This window comes from Streptomyces sp. NPDC030021 (assembly GCF_055574035.1).
Genome location: NZ_JBVIAH010000006.1, coordinates 23795 through 40962, shown reverse-complemented (window position 1 = coordinate 40962; position 17168 = coordinate 23795). Strand labels below are relative to the sequence as shown.

The following is a 17168-nucleotide window of genomic DNA, read 5'->3' as shown; positions in this document are numbered from 1 at the left end:
ACCCGGTGGTCGGGCCGGTGTGGGCGACGCGGGACACTGGTCGGCATGACTGACCGCACCGCCCACTCCGCCGACGCCGCCGGAGCACCGACCAGGACCGTTCTCCTCCGCGGGGGCGAGGTGCACAGCCCCGCCGACCCCTTCGCCACCGCGATGGTCGTCGAGCGCGGCCGCATCGCCTGGGTCGGTTCCGAGGGCGCCGCCGACGCCTTCGCGCAGGGCGTGGACGAGGTCGTCGACCTCGGCGGCGCGCTCGTCACGCCGGCCTTCACCGACGCCCACGTCCACACCACCTCCGCGGGCCTGGCCCTCACCGGGCTGGACCTCTCCGGGGCACGCACCCTGCCCGCCGCGCTGGACCTCGTACGCGCCTACGCCGCGAGCCGACCGGCCGACCGGGTGCTCCTCGGGCACGGCTGGGACGCCGCCCGCTGGCCCGAGCGCCGGGCCCCGTACCGCGCCGAGCTCGACGAGGCCACCGGTGGCCGCCCGCTCTACCTCAGCCGCGTCGACGTGCACTCGGCCGTGGTCACCACCGCCCTGCTCGCCCTCGTCCCGGGGGTACGCCCCGACGGGGACCGGCCACTGACCGGTGACGACCACCACGCGGTACGGCGGGCCGCGCTGGCCGCCGTCACCCCCGCCCAGCGCGCCGAGGCCCAGCGGGCCGCCCTCGACCGGGCCGCCTCCCTCGGCATCGGTTCCGTCCACGAGTGCGGCGGGCCCGAGATCTCCTCCGCCGAGGACTTCGCCGGTCTGCTCGCCCTGGCCGCCGAGCGGCCGGGTCCGCGCGTCTTCGGGTACTGGGCCGACCGCGACCTGGAACTGGCCGGAGCGCTCGGGGCCGTCGGAGCCGCCGGAGACCTGTTCGTCGACGGGGCCCTCGGCTCGCACACGGCCTGCCTGCACGCCCCGTACGCGGACGCCGCGCACACCGGCACCGAGTACCTCGACGTGCACGCCGTCACCGAGCACGTGGCCGCCTGCACCGAGGCGGGTCTCCAGGCCGGGTTCCACGCCATCGGGGACGCCGCGATCACCGCCGTCGTCGAGGGCGTCCGGGCGGCCGCCGAGAAGGTCGGCCTGGCCCGGGTCCGTGCCGCCCGGCACCGGGTGGAGCACGCGGAGATGATGACCCCGGCCACCATCGCGGCCTTCGCGGAGCTGGGGCTGACCGCCTCCGTGCAGCCCGCGTTCGACGCGGCCTGGGGCGGCGAGGACGGCATGTACGCGGACCGCCTCGGGGCCGAGCGGGCCCGCACCCTCAACCCGTACGCGGCCATGCTCAAGGCCGGTGTCCCGCTGGCCTTCGGGTCGGACGCGCCGGTCACCCCGCTCGACCCGTGGGGCACCGTCCGTGCGGCCGCCTTCCACCGGACCCCGGAGCACCGGATCTCCGTACGGGCCGCCTTCACCGCCCACACGCGGGGCGGCTGGCGGGCCCTGGGCCGCGACGACGCGGGCGTCCTCGTCCCCGGCGCACCGGCCGACTACGCGGTCTGGCAGACGGGTGACCTGGTCGTCCAGGCCCCCGACGACCGGGTCGCCCGCTGGTCCACCGACCCCCGCTCGGGCACCCCCGGACTGCCCGACCTGACCCCCGGATCCGCACTGCCGGTGTGCCTCGCCACCGTCGTCGGCGGGCGGGAGGTATTCGTACGCCCACAGGGGTGATCCGGCGGGCCTCGGTTCGGTACGGGCGGTCGGACCCGGATAGGTTCGGCCGGGTCCACCGCAGGAAGTCCGTGCCGGACGACTCCGTCTGCGCAGCGCGCCCGCGCCTCGGGGGCGAGGGAAGGTTTCGCCGGGCGGCGGGTGGCCCCGGGTCGGGGTCCGCGGTCCAGTAGACAACGGTCACGGCGGCCCGCAGCCAGCGGGCGTCTGACCGGCCCGAAGGACCGCGGGCCCCGGCCACTGTTCTAAAGTCATCCTCTGCGACCAGACGTACAGGACGTGCAAGCGCACAAAAGGGGACTCAGTGAGCGACGGCGGACAGCGGACCTACGGACCGCTCGGTACGGCCTTGGTGATCATTCCGACCTACAACGAGGCGGAGAACATCGGGCTGATCGTCGGGCGTGTGCGCGCGGCCGTGCCCGAGGCCCACATTCTCGTCGCGGACGACAACAGCCCGGACGGCACCGGCAAGCTCGCCGACGAGCTGGCGGCCGGCGACGACCACGTCCACGTGCTGCACCGCAAGGGCAAGGAGGGGCTGGGCGCCGCCTACCTGGCGGGCTTCGTCTGGGCCCTGGAGCAGGGCTACGGGGTGATCGTCGAAATGGACGCCGACGGCTCCCACCAGCCCGAGGAGCTGCCCCGCCTGCTGACCGCGCTGGCCGGCGCGGACCTGGTCCTGGGCTCGCGCTGGGTGCCGGGCGGGCGGGTGGTGAACTGGCCGAAGAGCCGGGAGTTCATCTCGCGCGGCGGTTCGACGTACTCCCGTCTGATGCTGAACCTCCCGATGCGGGACGTGACCGGCGGCTACCGGGCGTTCCGCCGGGAGACCCTGGAGGGGCTGGGACTGGACGAGGTGGCCTCGGCGGGCTACTGCTTCCAGGTCGACCTGGCGCGCAGGGCCGTGCAGAAGGGCTTCCGCGTGGTGGAGGTCCCCATCACGTTCGTCGAGCGTGAGTTCGGCGACAGCAAGATGAGCAAGGACATCCTGGTCGAGGCGCTGTGGCGGGTCACCCAGTGGGGCATCAAGGCCCAGGCCTCCAAGCTGCTGGGCAAGGACAGCGGCAAGGGCAGCGGCAAGGACGGCGCCAAGGGCGGCGGCCCGGAGGCCGGCAGGCCGGGCAGCGGGGCCTGACGGGCCGGACACCTCAGGGGGCGTCCTGCTGATCAGGCAGGGCTCGCCAAGAACCCCCTAGGGGATGTCCGGTACCTCCGGCTGAGGCCGCTTTTATGCGGCTCCAGGCACACTGGATGGTATGACGACCGGCATTTCCACGGCCCCCCGGCGGCGCTCGCCCGCCCGTACGTTCCTCCCCCTGGCGATCGCTGCCTGGCTGATCCTGGAGATCTGGCTGCTCACCGTGGTCGCGGACGTGGCCGGCGGGCTCGCCGTGGCCGCGCTGCTCGCGGGCGGCATCGTCCTGGGCGCGGTGGTCATCAAGCGGGCCGGGCGGCGTGCCTTCAGGAACCTGGCGAGCACCTTCCAGCAGGCCCAGCAGGGGCAGCAGCCCACTCCGCAGCAGCCCGGCCAGGGCAACGGCCTCATGATGCTGGCGGGCCTGCTCCTGATGCTGCCCGGCCTGATCTCCGACGTGGCGGGTCTGGTCCTGCTGCTGCCGCCCGTCCGGGCCTGGATCGGCCGCAGGGCGGCCCGTTCGCTGGAGCGGAAGATGGCCTCGGCCCCCGCCGGCAGCTTCGGCGACGCCTTCCAGCAGGCCCGCATCCACTACCCCGACGGCAAGGTCGTCCAGGGTGAGGTCATCCGCGAGGACGGGCCCGGCGGGCAGGACGGTCCGGATACGGCGTACCGGCCGCCGCTGGCCCCGTAAGGCGCGCGCAGAGCGCCCGCAGAGCCGCCCGCGGGGCGAAGAGAACACGGAAAGCCGAGGGGCCCCGCCACACACTGTGTGGCGGGGCCCCTCGGCTTGTGTATCCGTCCGGCTGTCAGGCGGACTTGCGGCTGTCCCGCGGATGCACGGCAATGTTCATGGCGCCGGAACGCAGGACTGCAAGCCTTTCGGCCAGCACTTCCTCCAGCTCCTCGCGGGTGCGTCGCTCCATGAGCATGTCCCAGTGCGTTCGCGCAGGCTTGCCCTTCTTCTCTTCGGGCCCATCCCCGTCCACCAGGAGTGCCATGGCGCCGCACGCCTTGCACTCCCACTCCGGCGGAATTTCTGCCTCAACCGAGAACGGCATCTCAAATCGATGTCCGTTCTGGCATGCGTACTCCACCGCCTGGCGCGGGGCCAGATCGATGCCGCGGTCCGTCTCGTAGCTGGTAACCACGAGGCGCGTACCGCGGAGAGCTCGCTCACTCATGAATCGTGCCTCCCGGGCTTGTCGCCCACAGGACAGGTGTCGCTGTCGTCGTCATCCGGTCAACGTCCGGTCGGCGGTATAGATTCCCGCTCCGGGTCGTGCGTCGCCCGTCGTGCCGCCCCTTGTTGTACCCACCAGTGCCCGTTTTGTCACATCTGGCAGCAGATGTCACCCAACGTCCATGCTTCTTGAGCGCGCAGTAACGGTCCGCCTGGCAGGCCAAAGGCGTACACTACCGGCCCTTTGCTTCAACGTCTAAATTCGTTCGGAATTCGTTCGTAGATCCGGGCGGGGCGCACTCGCGGACCCACGCTCAGATCCGCTCCGGTACAGGATTGCCTGCCGCCTCCACCGCGCGCCGCACCGGCACTCGCGCCAGGAGCACGAATCCCAGTGCGAAGAAGACCACCAGCGAGATGATCGCGTCCCGGTAGCTGCCCGTGAGCTGGTACGTCAGGCCGAACACCAGCGGCCCCACCCAGCTCAGGCCCCGGTCGCTCATCTCGTACGCCGAGAAGTACTCGGCCTCCTTGCCCGCCGGCACCAGGTGCGAGAACAGCGAGCGCGACAGCGCCTGGCTGCCTCCCAGCACCAGCCCGATCATCGCGGCGAGCGCGAAGAACCACACCGGGGTCCGGGCCGGCAGGAAGTATCCGGCCGCCAGCGTCACCGCCCACGCGGCCAGCGAGCCCAGGATCGTCCGCTTGGCTCCGTAGATCCGGGCGAGGCGGCCCATGCCCAGGGCGCCCGCCACCGCCAGGATCTGCACCAGCAGCACCGCCCCGATCAGCGTGGACTGCTCCAGCTTCAGTTCCTCCGAGCCGTAGATGGAGGCCTGGGAGATCACGGTCTGCACGCCGTCGTTGTAGATCAGGTACGCCAGCAGGAACGACAGGGTCAGCGGATAGCGCCGCATGTCCTTCAGGGTGGCGACGAGCTGCTTCCAGCCACTGACGGCCGGAGCCGCCCCCGGCTCCCGCACCACGGCCCGGTCCCGCAGCCGGCGCAGCGGGATCAGGGCGAAGGCCCCCCACCACAGGCCCGCGGAGGCCAGGCAGATCCGGATCGCCATGCCCTCGGAGAGGCCGAAGGAGTCGTGCCCCATGTAGAGCACCAGGTTCACCACCAGCATCACCGACCCGGCGGTGTAACCGAAGGCCCAGCCCCGCGAGGAGACGGTGTCCCGTTCGTCGGGGGTGGAGATCTGCGGCAGATAGGCGTTGTAGAGCACCATCGAGACGGACAGGGAGGCGTTCGCCACGACGAGCAGCAGACCGCCCAGCAGATAGCGCTCACCGCCCAGGAAGAACATGGCGGCGGTCGCCGCCGCGCCCGTGTAGGCCGCCGCCGCCAGCAGCGGCTTCTTGCGACCGGTCCGGTCGGCGACTGCCCCCACCAGCGGCATCAGCAGGACGGCCAGGATCACCGACGCCGAGACGGAGTAGGCGAAGAACGATCCGGCGCGCACCGGGATGCCCAGCGGGTGCACGAAGCCCTCGGCGTCCGCGGCGGCCTTGGCCACCGCGGTCAGGTAGGGCCCGAGGAACACGGTCAGCACGCTCGCCGAGTAGACCGAGACGGCGAAGTCGTAGAAGTACCAGCCCCGCTGCTCGCGCTTGCGCTCGGCGGTCGCGGCGGTCGCGGCGCCCTTTGCGGTCGTCGCGGCCGCGGCTCTGCCGTCCTCCGCCCCGGGTTCCGCTTCCTCGGTCCTGCTGCTCTCTTCCGCACTCATGCGGTGTCCCCCTCGCTGGTCCCGTGCGCAGCGGCATTCCGGCCCGGGCGAGGGGTGAAGGGCGAGTCAGGCCCAGGCCCCGCGCCGGTCCAGCACCGTGCGCAAGATGTCGATCCGGTCGGTCATGATGCCATCGACACCCAGGTCGAGGAGAGCCTCCATACGTTCCGGTTCGTTCACGGTCCAGACGTGCACCTGGAGTCCCCGCTCGTGCGCGGTCCGTACGAACCGGCGGTCGACCACGCGGATGCCGGCCTGGGTCTCCGGAACCTGCGCCGCCACCGCGCCCACGCGCAGCGCCGCGGGAATGGCGTACGAGCGCAGCCGCAGGCCGAGCACCCCGCGTACGCCGTAGGAGGTCGCCAGCCGGGGCCCGGCGATCTTCTGGGCGCGGGCCACCCGGCTCTCCGAGAAGGAGCTCAAGCAGACCCGGTCCCAGATCCCGGCCCGGGCGATCAGGTTGACCAGCGGGTGCAGCGCCGACTCGGCCTTGATGTCGACGTTCCAGCGGGCGTCCGGGAACTCCTCCAGCAGCTCCTCGAAGAGCGGCAGCGGCTCGGTGCCCCCCACCCGGGCCTCACGGACCCGCTTCCAGGGCAGTTCGGCGATCCGGCCCCGGCCGTCGGTGACCCGGTCCAGCGTGGAGTCGTGGAAGGCGACGAGTTTCCCGTCCGCCGTGGCGTGCACATCGGTCTCGAAGTACCGGTAGCCCGCTTCGGCGGCCCGGCGGAAGGCGGCGGCGGTGTTCTCCAGCCCGTCCGCGGCACCGCCCCGGTGCGCGAAGGGGATCGGAGCCGGGTGGTCCAGATACGGATGGCGAAGGCGTACGTGCGTCACGGCGGCAGTATGCCTCTTGTTACCCGTGGGGAGGGTGCGGCCCGATGGCTGCGTGGTGAACGGCGCGCCGCCGCAGCCGTCCGGCCCCCACCGCCACACCTTCACGTCCCCCCGCCCCTGGTCCAGGTGGCCCCCGGCGTGACAGGGTGTAGGGGCGGAAGCAATCCAATACCGGCCGCGCCCGGGGTCGGGCGAGGCCAATTCGACGAAGGTGGACCGGACAGCATGGCCGAATGGACCTCAGCGGTCGGTGCCGCACAGCTCGCCCGCCTCATCACCTCCCAGCAGGAGCGGCCCGGCGTCCCCGGGGCGCGCAAGCTGCCCGCCTACCGGACCCTCGCCGACGGCATCCGCCTGCTCGTCCTCGAAGGCCGCGTCCCCGTCGCCGCCCGGCTGCCCGCCGAGCGGGAACTGGCCGTCGCCCTCTCCCTCAGCCGCACCACCGTCGCCGCCGCGTACGAGGCCCTGCGGGGCGAGGGATTCCTGGAGTCCCGCCGCGGCGCCGGCAGCTGGACCTCCGTCCCCGCCGGGAACCCGCTGCCCGCCCGGGGCCTGGAGCCGCTGCCGCCCGAGGCCCTCGGTTCGATGATCGACCTCGGCTGCGCCGCGCTCCCGGCCCCGGAACCGTGGCTCACCAAGGCCGTCCAGGGCGCCCTGGAGGAGCTGCCGCCGTACGCGCACACCCACGGGGACTACCCGGCGGGCCTGCCCGCGCTGCGCCGGATGCTCGCCGACCGCTACACGGAGCAGGGCATTCCGACCATGCCCGAGCAGATCATGGTCACCACCGGCGCCATGGGCGCCATCGACGCCATCTGCAGCCTCTTCGCCGGGCGCGGGGAGCGGATCGCCGTCGAGTCCCCCTCCTACGCCAACATCCTCCAGCTGATGCGTGCCGCCGGGGTCCGCCTCGTGCCCGTCGCCATGGCCGCCGGCCTCAGCGGCTGGGACATGGACGTCTGGCGGCAGGTGCTGCGCGATTCGGCCCCCCGCCTCGCCTACGTGGTCGCCGACTTCCACAATCCGACCGGGGCCCTGGCCTCCGAGGACCAGCGCCGCGCGATGGTGGAGGCCGCCCGGTCGGCCGGCACCGTCCTGGTGGCCGACGAGACCATGGTGGAGCTCCAGCTGGACCCCGACCTGGCGATGCCCCGCCCGGTGTGTTCCTTCGACCCGGCCGGCAGCACGGTCATCACGGTCGGCTCCGCCAGCAAGGCGTTCTGGGCGGGCATGCGGATCGGCTGGGTCCGCGCGGCCCCCGACGTGATCCGCAGCCTGGTCGCCGCCCGCGCCTACGCCGACCTCGGCACACCGGTGCTGGAACAGCTAGCGGTGAACTGGCTGATGCGGACCGGGGGCTGGCAGGAGGCCGTCGGGATCCGCCGCGAGCAGGCCCGGGAGAACCGCGACGCGCTGGTCGCGGCGGTCCGCCGCGAGCTGCCGGACTGGGAGTTCCAGGTGCCGCAGGGCGGGCTGACCCTGTGGGCCCGCGCGGGCGGGCTCTCCGGCTCGCGGCTGGCCGAGGTGGGGGAGCGGGTCGGGGTACGGGTCCCCTCGGGGCCGAGGTTCGGCGTGGACGGGGCCTTCGAGGGCTACGTCCGGCTGCCGTTCACCGTGGGCGGGCCGGTGGCCGAGGAGGCCGCCTCCCGGCTTGCGGCGGCGGCCCGGCTGGTCGGCACGGGCGCGGGCGGCAGCGGGGCGGAGCCGCCGCGCACGTTCGTGGCGTAACCCGCGTAACCCGCGCAACCCGCCGCACCCGCTGCCCGCTGGTTGTGGCGGGGTCGGGTGTGTGCCGGGGCGTCCCCGCAGGGCGCCGAACGCAACCACCCCGCACGCTCCGACCCCTCGCCACGTTCGGCGGCCGAGGAGATGCCCCGGCGCGCGCCCGGCCCCGTCGCAACCGGCCTACGAAGCCTCGGCCGGCACCTCCGGGATCTCCGGGGCGTCCAGAGCCGAGCCCTGCGCAGGCGGCTGCCCCTGGAGCGGCTTGCTCAGCGTGCTCCGGTCCCGCCCACCGCCCCCGCCGGGCGCGAGCCGACCCGGCAGCAGCTCCAGCACGGCCTGGCGGTACGCCGGGTGCGTGGCCTCGTCGTACGGGTCCGGGGTGGCGGGCACCTGAAGCCGGTGCACGGGCCCGGTGCCGAGCCGGGCGTACCCGCGCCCCGGCGGCATCTGGGCCGTCGGGGTGGTGTGCGGCGGCAGCCCCAGTACGTCGGCGACCTGCTGGACCCCGGCGGGCCCGAGCACGACGCGGGCGCGGGTGTGCTGCCAGACGGCGTCGTTCAGCAGTTCCAGGTGCCCGAACTGCTCGGCCACCACCACGGTGACGTGCGCGGGCCGTCCGTGCCGCAGCGGCACCTGCAGCTGGGCCAGCGGGTCGGGGCCGCCCCCGGCGACGGAGAGGTGGGCCAGCACGCTCGGCCGGTCCAGCAGGATCCACAGGGGCCGCCGGGTGTCCTCGGGTGCGGGCCGGCCGACCTCCCGGGCCCGGTGGGTGGCGATGAGCCGCCGTTCGGTCTCCTGCGCGGCCCATTCCAGCGTGGCCTGCGCCCCGGTCGGCCCGCATTCCACGGCGAGTACGCCGCTGCGGCCGGACAGGCAGGAGTACTCGCCGCTGCCGCCGCCGTCGACGATCAGTACGTCGCCCCCGTGCCGCAGGGCCTGCAGGGCGACGGAGCGCAGCAGGGTGGAGGTGCCGCTGCCGGGCTGGCCGACGGCCAGCAGGTGGGGCTCGGTGGAGCGGGGCCCGGTGCGCCAGATCACCGGAGGCACGTCCCGGGGCTCGTCGCCCTCCAGGACGGGCAGGGTGCGCTGCACGCCGCCGGCGTCGGTGAAGCCGAGCACGGTCTCGCCGGGGGCGGTGACGAACGGCTGGGCGGCGATGCCCGTCGGCAGCGCCGCCAGCACCCTCAGGTCGAGCTGGTTGCCCTCCTCGTCCCAGTCGAAGAGATACTCGCGTCCGCGCCCGGACTTGGCGTGCAGCAGTGCCTCGATCCGGGCCCGTGAGGTGGCCTCGCCGTCCGTGAAGTAGGCCGGGTAGCGGATGTGGAGCCGGGTGACGCGGCCCGCCTCGTCGAACTCGTAGCCGCTGAAGGCCTTGTCCCAGTCCCCGCCGTGGGCGAAGAGCGGACTCGGGTCTTCCGGGATGGAGAAGTACGGCACGAGGGCTTCGTAGAGGGAGCCGAGCCGTTCGGTCTCGGCATCGCTGGGTCCGGTATTCGCCGGGGTGCGGTCGCGTCCGTGCCAGGCCGCCGCCGCCATGAGGGTGATCAGGGCGAGGAGGGGGCCGTAGGGGACGAGTGCGACCACCAGGACGCAGGCGGCTCCGAGGAACAGCGCGGGACCGCGCTTGTCCTTGGGGGTCTGCGACCAGCGGCGCCGCCCGGCCGCGGCCAGGATGCGCAGGCCGCGTCCGATGACGAGGAGCGGATGGAGGACGTCCGTGGCACTGTCGGCGGCCGTGCGAGCGAGGTCGCGGCCCCGGGCCAGCGACGTGGTGCCGCTGCTGAGGATGCGGGGAAGTGGGCGCCGGGCCACGGGCGTCTCCTGGAGTTGTGGGTGTGACGGTGTTCCGGGTGCTGCTGGTGTGGCTGCCTGATGGCCGGGCTAGAGCTTGATCCCGCCGAGCAGGCTCGCGAGGCTCGCCGTGCTCGCCGTGATGCTCGGGGCGATGGCGGAGCCGGCGAGGAAGAAGCCGAAGAGCGCGCAGACGAACGCGTGCGTCAGCTTCATCCCGTCCTTCTTGAAGAAGAGGAAGCAGATGATGCCGAGCAGGACCACGCCTGAGATGGACAGGACCATGAGGTTTCTCCTGGTTGGTGGGGACAGTCACCATCAGTTCTTCCAGGCTCACAGGAAGTATCAATGCGACAAAAGGTGCATACGAGTGAATTCCGGGGTTTTTCACTTGACCGGCTCAGCCCGGCTGGTGTGCCCGGCGCGCAGGGGGCCGAAGGTGATCATTGCCTCGGCCCGACCCGGACATGTGCAGGCCAGGGCGCTACTCTGGCGATTCACCCGTACGGACGCAGCGCCGTGCACCCCCCTGCCCGCCCGGCCCCCGACCGGGTCTTCGACGTGTGACGGGCGGGCGGACCATGTCAGCAACGAGTGAAAGGCGGTACGAACCATGAGCGAGCGCGCAGCCGAGGGCTCCGGTTCCCAGGACGTCCCCGACGAGGACGTCATCGAGCTGGCCACCAAGATCTTCGACCTCGCCCGCCAGGGTGAGACCGAGGCGCTCACCGCCTACCTGGACGCCGGGGTCCCGGCGAACCTCACCAACGACCGCGGCGACACCCTGGTCATGCTCGCCGCCTACCACGGCCACGCCGACGCCGTGTCGGCCCTGCTGGCCCGCGGCGCCGAGGCCGACCGTGCCAACGACCGCGGCCAGACCCCGCTCGCCGGCGCGGTCTTCAAGGGCGAGGAGGCCGTCATCCGCGCGCTGCTCGCCGGCGGGGCCGACCCGAAGGCCGGAACCCCCTCCGCCGTGGACACGGCGCGCATGTTCGCCAAGGCCGACCTGCTGGAACTTTTCGGAGCCGAGTAGTCCGGTTTTGCCGGGGATCTGGCCGGGCCCGGATGCATCCCCAGCTCACAGGTTGGTCACGGCGGCCATAAATGTGGTCGCGGCGCACAAACCGCCTGGGTCATCATGGCGTCGGATTCGATTCGCGAGCACGGGGGACGGGCAGAAGCGGGCGAGCGAGACACGAAGGGTGTGCGAGGCCGGCCCGGCCTCCATGATCACGAAGCACCGACGAGAGTGAGAAGGCAATGGTCTACATCGAGCGGAACATGACGGCGGACGTCCTCACATGCTGTTACGCGGCCCTGTGAATCCCGATTCCCGGTTGCGTCCCCAGCTTGATTTGAGGCCATTCCCATGTTCGAACCAGTCATAGCGCCGAGCGGTACCCTGCTCGGGCTCCTCCAGCGGGGCCGTGGCGACGGCACGCTGCACGCACTCGCGGCACCCAGGGCGGAGGCCCTCGAGGCCCTCAACCAGTGCGTGCTCCGCGACCCGCGCCAGGACTGGCAGGTCGAGAACCGCTCCTTGTACTACGCCCGGCTGTACCTGGACCTCGCCGGTCCCCTGGGCGAGATCGAGGCCCACCTCTTCAGCGCCGACGACCTCGTCGACGAAGAGGACCACCGCACGGGCCTCGCGCTGTCCGTCCTGGGCCACCTGGCCTCCTACGGCCGCGACGACGCGCTCATGCTGCTGCGCCGCTACGCCGCCTCCGGGGCGAACTGGGCCTGGGCACTCGACGAGCTGGCCCTGCGCGACGACGACGAAGGCCTGCGGTCCCTGGCCTCGGCCGTCCTCGCCCGCTTCCCCGCCACGGCGGAGGGCGAGGCGCGGCTGGCCGCCGCCGTCCGCGACGCCTACGAGCCCCGCCCGTGGTGCCTGTGGGAGGAGACACCCCAGTACGGGGAGCGCCTGCGCGCCGCCCGTCAGCAGGGCTCCTTCGACCGCTGGCAGCGCCAGATGACCCCGAGCGGGCCCCGGCCCGGCTGGGGCGTCCAGGCCGTCTTCGACTGGGCCGCCGACGGACTGCGCCGCGGCACCCCGCTGCACGTCCCCGCGGCCCGCTGCCTCGCCGCCGTGGCCCAGCCCGAGGACCGCTCCGCCATCCTCGCGGCCGCCGCCGGCGCCGAAGGGGAGGCCGCCCGGGCCACCGCCCTGCACCACCTGGTCCTCGCCGAGCCGGACAACCCGGCCGTGCTGGACCTCATCGAAGCCGCCGCCGACGAGCCCGCCGTGGCCGCCTACGAGCGCATGTGCGGCCCCGAGGCCGTCGAACGGGCCCGGCGCTGGGTCCACCGCCCCGACGCGCTCGGCGAGGCCGCCGCGGCCACCCTGGCCGCCCGCGGCGGAGCCGAGGACGCGGGCCTGGTGCTGGGCGCCCTGCGCTCCACCGTGCGCGGTGCGGGCCCGGACACCCGGCGCCTGTTCGCCCTGGTGGACGGGGCCGGCCGGCTCGCCATCGGCTGCGCGGCCCCCGTGCTGCGCCACGTCTACCGCGAGACCGCCTCGTCCCACCTGCGCGGCCGGGCCGCACGGGCCCTGGCCAGCACCGACCCCTCCTTCGCGGCGGGCTTCGCCGTCGAATGCCTGTGGGACTGCGAGGAGACCACCCGCGAGGTGGCGGCCCGCCACGCCGAGACGGCCGACGCCCGCGTGGCGCCCCGGCTGCGCCGCCTGGCCGCCGATCCGGCGGAGGAGGAAGACGTCCAGTCGGCCGTCCGGAGCCGGATCGCACCGGAGTCCGCCGTGTAGCCCCGCCGGCCCGCACCGCGACGCACCTCGGCCCGGCCCCCTGACAAGAGGGGGCCGGGCCGAGTGCTGTGACGGCCTGCGGCCGCGGAGTGGCGGTACCCCTTGGCCGAGCCCATCGCCGCGAGGAAGATGTCCGCCGTCAGATCGGCCGCCAGGTGCGGATCGGCGACCCGGCGCGTGACGAAGCCGAGCACAGCGTCGATGTGTTCCTCGTAGAACGCACCGAATCCCTCGTGCGTGGTGAGATCCGGCGGCCCGGACTCCTGTCGTGGGCTGCGCACCCGGAACCTCCCCTGCCTCGGCGGGCCCGGTCGGCCCCCTCACCCGGTACTTGGCCGCAACCGCCCCGAACGTTTCACCGGGACCTCACGAACCTGACCGGCACGCCCGGCCGGGCCTGCGCCGCCGCGTCCAGGGCCGGGCCCGGCGGGACCACGCCCACCACCGGGTAGCCGCCCGTCACCGGGTGATCGGCCAGGAACACCACCGGCAGTCCGTCCGGCGGCACCTGGACCGCGCCCAGCACCATGCCCTCGCTCGGCAGCTCGCCCGCCCGGGCGCGGACCAGCGCGGGGCCCGCCTCCGTGCGCAGCCCGATCCGGTTCGACCTCGCCGACACCCGGAACGCCTCCCGCCACAGCCAGGCCAGCGAGGCCCCCGTGAACCAGTCCGCCCGCGGCCCCAGCCGCAGCGGGAGCAGCAGCTCCGAAGGCGGCCCGGGCAGGCCGCAGGCATCCGCCCCGGGGGCCGGATCCGGGCCCGGCGGGCCCACCGGCAGCAGCATCCCGGCCGACAGGACCGGCGGCCCCAGCCCGGACAGCAGGTCCGTGGAGCGACTGCCCAGGACCTGCGGGACGGTCAGGCCTCCCCGCACCGCGACGTAGCCGCGCACTCCCGACTCCGCCCGGCCCACCTCCAGCTCCGCCCCCGCCGGGAGCCGGACCGGCGCTCCCCAGGCCACCGGGCGACCGGAGATCCGTACCGGACAGGGCGCGCCCGTGACCGCCACGGTGGTCGCAGCCAGGGCCCGCAGCCCGACCCCGTCCAGGGTCGTCTCCAGTGCCGCCGCGTCCGGCGCGTTGCCGACGAGCCGGTTGGCCAGCGCGTACGCCGCCGTGTCGAGGGCTCCCGAGCGCGGGACCCCCAGATGCGCGTACCCCGGGCGCCCCCGGTCCTGGACCGTCGTCAGCGCCCCCGGCCGCACCACCAGCAGCCCCTCAGCCACGGCCGTCCCCCTCCGTGAACCGCACCCGGACCCCGGGCGCGAAGAGCGCCGCCGGTTCGCGCCGCGGGTCCCACAGCACCGCGTCCGTGGAGCCGATCAGCTGCCAGCCGCCGGGGGAGGAGCGCGGGTACACCCCCGCGTACTCCCCGGCCAGCGCGAGCGAGCCCGCCGGGACGGCCGTACGGGGTGTCTCGCGGCGGGGGACGTGGAAGTGCTCCGGCAGCCCCGTCAGGTAGCCGAAGCCCGGCGCGAAACCGCAGAAGGCCACCCGGAAGACGGTCGCGCCGACGATCCCCGGAACCTCCCGCGGGGCGACCCCCCACAGCCGGGCCACCTCCACCAGGTCCGGGCCGTCGAACCGCACCGGGACGGTGACCTGCGGCCCCTGGGCCGGCGCGAGCGGCGGCACCTCCCACCGCGCGATCCGGGCACCGAGCGCCGCCGGGTCCCGTACGCCGTCGAGCAGCACGGTCCGCGCGGCCGGCACGAGGTCCCGTACGGGCCCCAGCTCGCCCGCCTCCCGGCGGCGCAGCAGCTCGGCGTGGAGCGCGGCGACCTCGTCCGCCGAGTCCAGTTCGATCAGCAGCGCCTCACCACCCACCACCAGGGTCCTCACGCGAAGGCCTCCACCCGGACCCCGGCCGCGCCCAGTGCCTCCCGGACCCGGCGGGCGAGCCCGGCCGCCCCCGGGGTGTCCCCGTGCAGGCACAGCGAGCGCGCGGCCACCCGGACCGGCGACCCGTCGGCCGCCGTCACCGCCCCCTCGGCCGCCATCCGGACGGCCCGCGCCACGACCGCCTCCGGATCGTGCAGCACGGCATCCGGCTCGCCGCGCGGGACCAGCGTCCCGGCCGGCGTGTAGGCGCGGTCGGCGAAGGCCTCCGGTACGGGAGCCAGCCCGGCCTCCCCGGCCGCGGCGAGCAGCAGCGACCCGGGCAGCCCCAGCACCGGCAGGCCCCCGGTGGCACCGGACCCGGCCGCCAGCCGGACGCCCGCGACCACGGCGGCGGCCTGGCCCGCGTCGTGCACGGTCCGGTTGTAGAGCGCGCCGTGCGGTTTCACGTACGACACCCGGGAGCCGGCCGCACGCGCGAACACCTCCAGCGCCCCGATCTGATAGGCCACCTCGTCGGCGAGCTCACCGGGCGGCACGTCCATGGAGCGCCGCCCGAAGCCGGCAAGATCGCGGTAGGACACCTGCGCGCCGATCCGCACGCCCCGCTCCGCGGCCAGCTCGCAGACGCGGCGCATGATGGACGGGTCACCGGCGTGGAAGCCGCAGGCCACATTGGCGCTCGTGACGACGGAGAGCAGGGCCTCGTCGTCGGTGAGCGTCCAGCGCCCGAAGCCCTCGCCGAGGTCGGCGTTGAGGTCGATCACGGGAACGGATGCGATCATGGAATCCATGCGCCGAGCGTAGAGCAGGCGGCCGGACCGGACGCCGGGACGATCCGGCCGAACCATGCCGTTTGGGATGTTGTCAGTAACAGGACCTAGTCTTTGTCCGTGACTCTCCCCGCCCCGGCGAAGACCCTTCCGTCCCCGGCGCCGGGCCCGGCCGCCGACGAGGGCCTGGCCCGGCGGCTGCGCGCCCTCGCCTGCACCGCCCCGCTCCACGACCTCGACGTGCGCAAGGCCAATCTGGCCGGCGAGTACGGGGTCTACGCGATGGCGGAGGTCGCGCTGGCCGCGATCGACCTGGTCACGCTCAACATGGACTTCGACACGGGCGCCGACCACGAGCAGATAGTGGCCAGGCTGCTGCCCCGCGTCGCGGCCCAGGCCCCCGCCCGCCCGGCGGCCGAGCACGAGCGGGTGGCCCGCTGGGTGCTGGAGAACCTGATCAACGTCGGCAGCGTGGACCGCGGTTTCCGCGCGATCTACGGCACCTTCGGCCCCGACGGCGTCTACGTGCGCCGGGACTACGACTTCAAGCTGATCGAAGAGGTCCCCGGCTACGGCGGCGTGGTCTACCTGCGCACCACCGACGAGGCCGTCAACGTCCTGGTCGGCGCCCTCGACACGGACGTCACCAGCGCCCAGATCGCCGCCGAGGTCAAGCTGGAGGTGCTGATCAGCCGCGGCCGGCTGGCCGACGCCCAGCTCGCCGCCGAGCAGGCCCGCTACCGGACGGTCCAGTACGCCGAGACCCTGCGCCGCACGCTGGACGCGACGCGCCGCAACGTCCGGGCGGTGGACTGGCTCCAGGCCGTGCCCGACATGATCGCCGAGGCCCTGGACCACGTCGCCGACCGCTACCGCCACGAGAACGCGATCCTGACGAACATCCGCAAGGCGCGCGACGAGGCGGAGGAACCGGAGAACAAGCGGCGCGCGGCCGAACTCGTCGACATCGTCAAGGACTGCATCCGCCGGCACACGCAGCTCCAGTCCCGGCTGCTGGACGCCGGCCCGCTGTTCCGCGCCGAACAGGACCGCCAGGCCTTCGCCGCCCCGGCACCCCGCTCCGGCATCGACCTGTACGGCCAGCTCGTCGCCCCGCTCCTGCCGCTCCCCCTGGAGCAGGCGAGCCGGGTGACCGCCGCCTTCTTCGCCTCCGGCGCGGGGCTGCGCACGCCCGTCTCGGTGCGGGTGGCCGACCTGGTCGAGATCCTGCTCACCCCGCCGGTGGAGCGCGAGCACCTCGGCGCGGAGATGCCCGAACCGGACCTCATCGCCACCCCGGACGACAGCCGCTTCAGCGAGGAGCAGCTCGCCACCGCGATGGAGCTGCTGGACCTCCCGCACGACGCCCCGCGGCGGCTGTCCGGGCTCCTGGCACAGGCCCGTCGCAGCGATCCGGAACTGCCGTATCTGGTGGCCCTGCTGGCCGTCCACGCGGCGAGCCCGGCCGTCGGCACGGCCTACCGGCAGGGGGAGGAGCGGCTCCTCTTCGCGGTCGACGACGGCACGCAGCTCGACGACCCCGAGTTCGGCGGCGCCGACCTCATCGTCGGCACCGCCCTCCTGGACGCCGCCGGCATGGCGGCCGACCGCGCGGAGGCGTCGTGACCGTGCACGCGGCTGCGCTGCCGCGCCGGCCATATTCAGCCCCGTCGGCGTTCGAGGCGCGGGGTCTGGGGCGGAGCCCC

Annotated in this window: 15 protein-coding genes and 1 pseudogene; 7 read left to right on the top strand and 9 right to left on the bottom strand. The window is 74.0% G+C overall.

Features of this window, described 5'->3' with window-relative positions; all coding sequences use genetic code 11:
• Positions 1-45: 45 nt before the first annotated feature.
• The 3 genes from ACZ4YL_RS13430 to fxsA all read left to right on the top strand — a co-directional run bounded on the left by ACZ4YL_RS13430 (position 46) and on the right by fxsA (position 3506).
• Entirely contained in the window at positions 46-1674 is a 1629-nt protein-coding gene (locus ACZ4YL_RS13430; protein WP_468116352.1) for an amidohydrolase, read from the top strand.
• Between the two features lie 304 nt (positions 1675-1978).
• On the top strand, positions 1979-2812 hold the full coding sequence (locus ACZ4YL_RS13425) for a polyprenol monophosphomannose synthase (RefSeq protein ID WP_468116350.1): 834 nt from the start codon (positions 1979-1981) through the stop codon (positions 2810-2812).
• 121 nt (positions 2813-2933) lie between these two features.
• Entirely contained in the window at positions 2934-3506 is a 573-nt protein-coding gene (fxsA, locus tag ACZ4YL_RS13420; RefSeq protein ID WP_468116348.1) for an FxsA family membrane protein, read from the top strand.
• Positions 3507-3621: 115 nt separating this feature from the next.
• Here fxsA and ACZ4YL_RS13415 read toward each other — a convergent pair whose 3' ends face one another.
• The 3 genes from ACZ4YL_RS13415 to ACZ4YL_RS13405 form a co-directional block, all read right to left on the bottom strand.
• Positions 3622-3996, bottom strand: a complete 375-nt coding sequence (locus tag ACZ4YL_RS13415; protein ID WP_007262928.1) for an RNA polymerase-binding protein RbpA — start codon at positions 3994-3996, stop codon at positions 3622-3624.
• Positions 3997-4309: 313 nt separating this feature from the next.
• On the bottom strand, positions 4310-5728 hold the full coding sequence (locus ACZ4YL_RS13410; RefSeq protein ID WP_468116345.1) for an MFS transporter: 1419 nt from the start codon (positions 5726-5728) through the stop codon (positions 4310-4312).
• Between the two features lie 66 nt (positions 5729-5794).
• A complete protein-coding gene (locus ACZ4YL_RS13405; protein WP_468116343.1) occupies positions 5795-6565 on the bottom strand; it encodes a glycerophosphodiester phosphodiesterase family protein in 771 nt (256 codons plus the stop codon).
• A 225-nt stretch (positions 6566-6790) separates the two neighbouring features.
• Here ACZ4YL_RS13405 and ACZ4YL_RS13400 point away from each other — a divergent pair, with 225 nt between their 5' ends.
• Positions 6791-8293, top strand: coding sequence for an SCO1417 family PLP biosynthesis transcription factor (locus ACZ4YL_RS13400; RefSeq protein ID WP_468116341.1), 1503 nt, complete (start codon positions 6791-6793; stop codon positions 8291-8293).
• A 177-nt stretch (positions 8294-8470) separates the two neighbouring features.
• Here the strand turns inward: ACZ4YL_RS13400 and ACZ4YL_RS13395 are convergent, their stop codons facing one another.
• Positions 8471-10102: a hypothetical protein gene (locus ACZ4YL_RS13395; protein ID WP_468116339.1), complete on the bottom strand. Its 1632-nt coding sequence runs from the start codon at positions 10100-10102 to the stop codon at positions 8471-8473.
• A 69-nt stretch (positions 10103-10171) separates the two neighbouring features.
• Positions 10172-10366 carry a hypothetical protein gene (locus tag ACZ4YL_RS13390; protein WP_007262923.1) on the bottom strand — a complete coding sequence of 65 codons (195 nt, stop codon included), beginning with the start codon at positions 10364-10366 and terminating at the stop codon, positions 10172-10174.
• 328 nt (positions 10367-10694) lie between these two features.
• Here ACZ4YL_RS13390 and ACZ4YL_RS13385 point away from each other — a divergent pair, with 328 nt between their 5' ends.
• Both ACZ4YL_RS13385 and ACZ4YL_RS13380 read left to right on the top strand, forming a co-directional pair.
• Positions 10695-11117, top strand: coding sequence for an ankyrin repeat domain-containing protein (locus ACZ4YL_RS13385; protein ID WP_351162379.1), 423 nt, complete (start codon positions 10695-10697; stop codon positions 11115-11117).
• Between the two features lie 336 nt (positions 11118-11453).
• Positions 11454-12851, top strand: a complete 1398-nt coding sequence (locus tag ACZ4YL_RS13380) for a HEAT repeat domain-containing protein (protein ID WP_468116336.1) — start codon at positions 11454-11456, stop codon at positions 12849-12851.
• A 146-nt stretch (positions 12852-12997) separates the two neighbouring features.
• On the opposite strand, the pseudogene ACZ4YL_RS13375 reads toward ACZ4YL_RS13380, so the two are convergent.
• The 4 genes and pseudogenes from ACZ4YL_RS13375 to ACZ4YL_RS13360 all read right to left on the bottom strand — a co-directional run.
• Positions 12998-13045, bottom strand: a pseudogene (locus ACZ4YL_RS13375) (hypothetical protein); the annotation flags it as partial.
• Between the two features lie 161 nt (positions 13046-13206).
• A complete protein-coding gene (locus ACZ4YL_RS13370; RefSeq protein WP_468116334.1) occupies positions 13207-14076 on the bottom strand; it encodes a 5-oxoprolinase subunit C family protein in 870 nt (289 codons plus the stop codon).
• Positions 14069-14692: a 5-oxoprolinase subunit B family protein gene (locus ACZ4YL_RS13365; RefSeq protein WP_468116332.1), complete on the bottom strand. Its 624-nt coding sequence runs from the start codon at positions 14690-14692 to the stop codon at positions 14069-14071. Before ACZ4YL_RS13365 ends, ACZ4YL_RS13370 begins: the two co-directional genes overlap by 8 nt.
• Positions 14689-15483 carry a LamB/YcsF family protein gene (locus ACZ4YL_RS13360; RefSeq protein WP_351162368.1) on the bottom strand — a complete coding sequence of 265 codons (795 nt, stop codon included), beginning with the start codon at positions 15481-15483 and terminating at the stop codon, positions 14689-14691. The genes ACZ4YL_RS13365 and ACZ4YL_RS13360 overlap by 4 nt, the downstream gene beginning before the upstream one ends.
• Positions 15484-15582: 99 nt before the next feature.
• On the opposite strand from ACZ4YL_RS13360, the gene ACZ4YL_RS13355 reads away from it, so the two are divergent.
• On the top strand, positions 15583-17088 hold the full coding sequence (locus ACZ4YL_RS13355) for a hypothetical protein (protein ID WP_468116330.1): 1506 nt from the start codon (positions 15583-15585) through the stop codon (positions 17086-17088).
• Positions 17089-17168 lie beyond the last annotated feature (80 nt).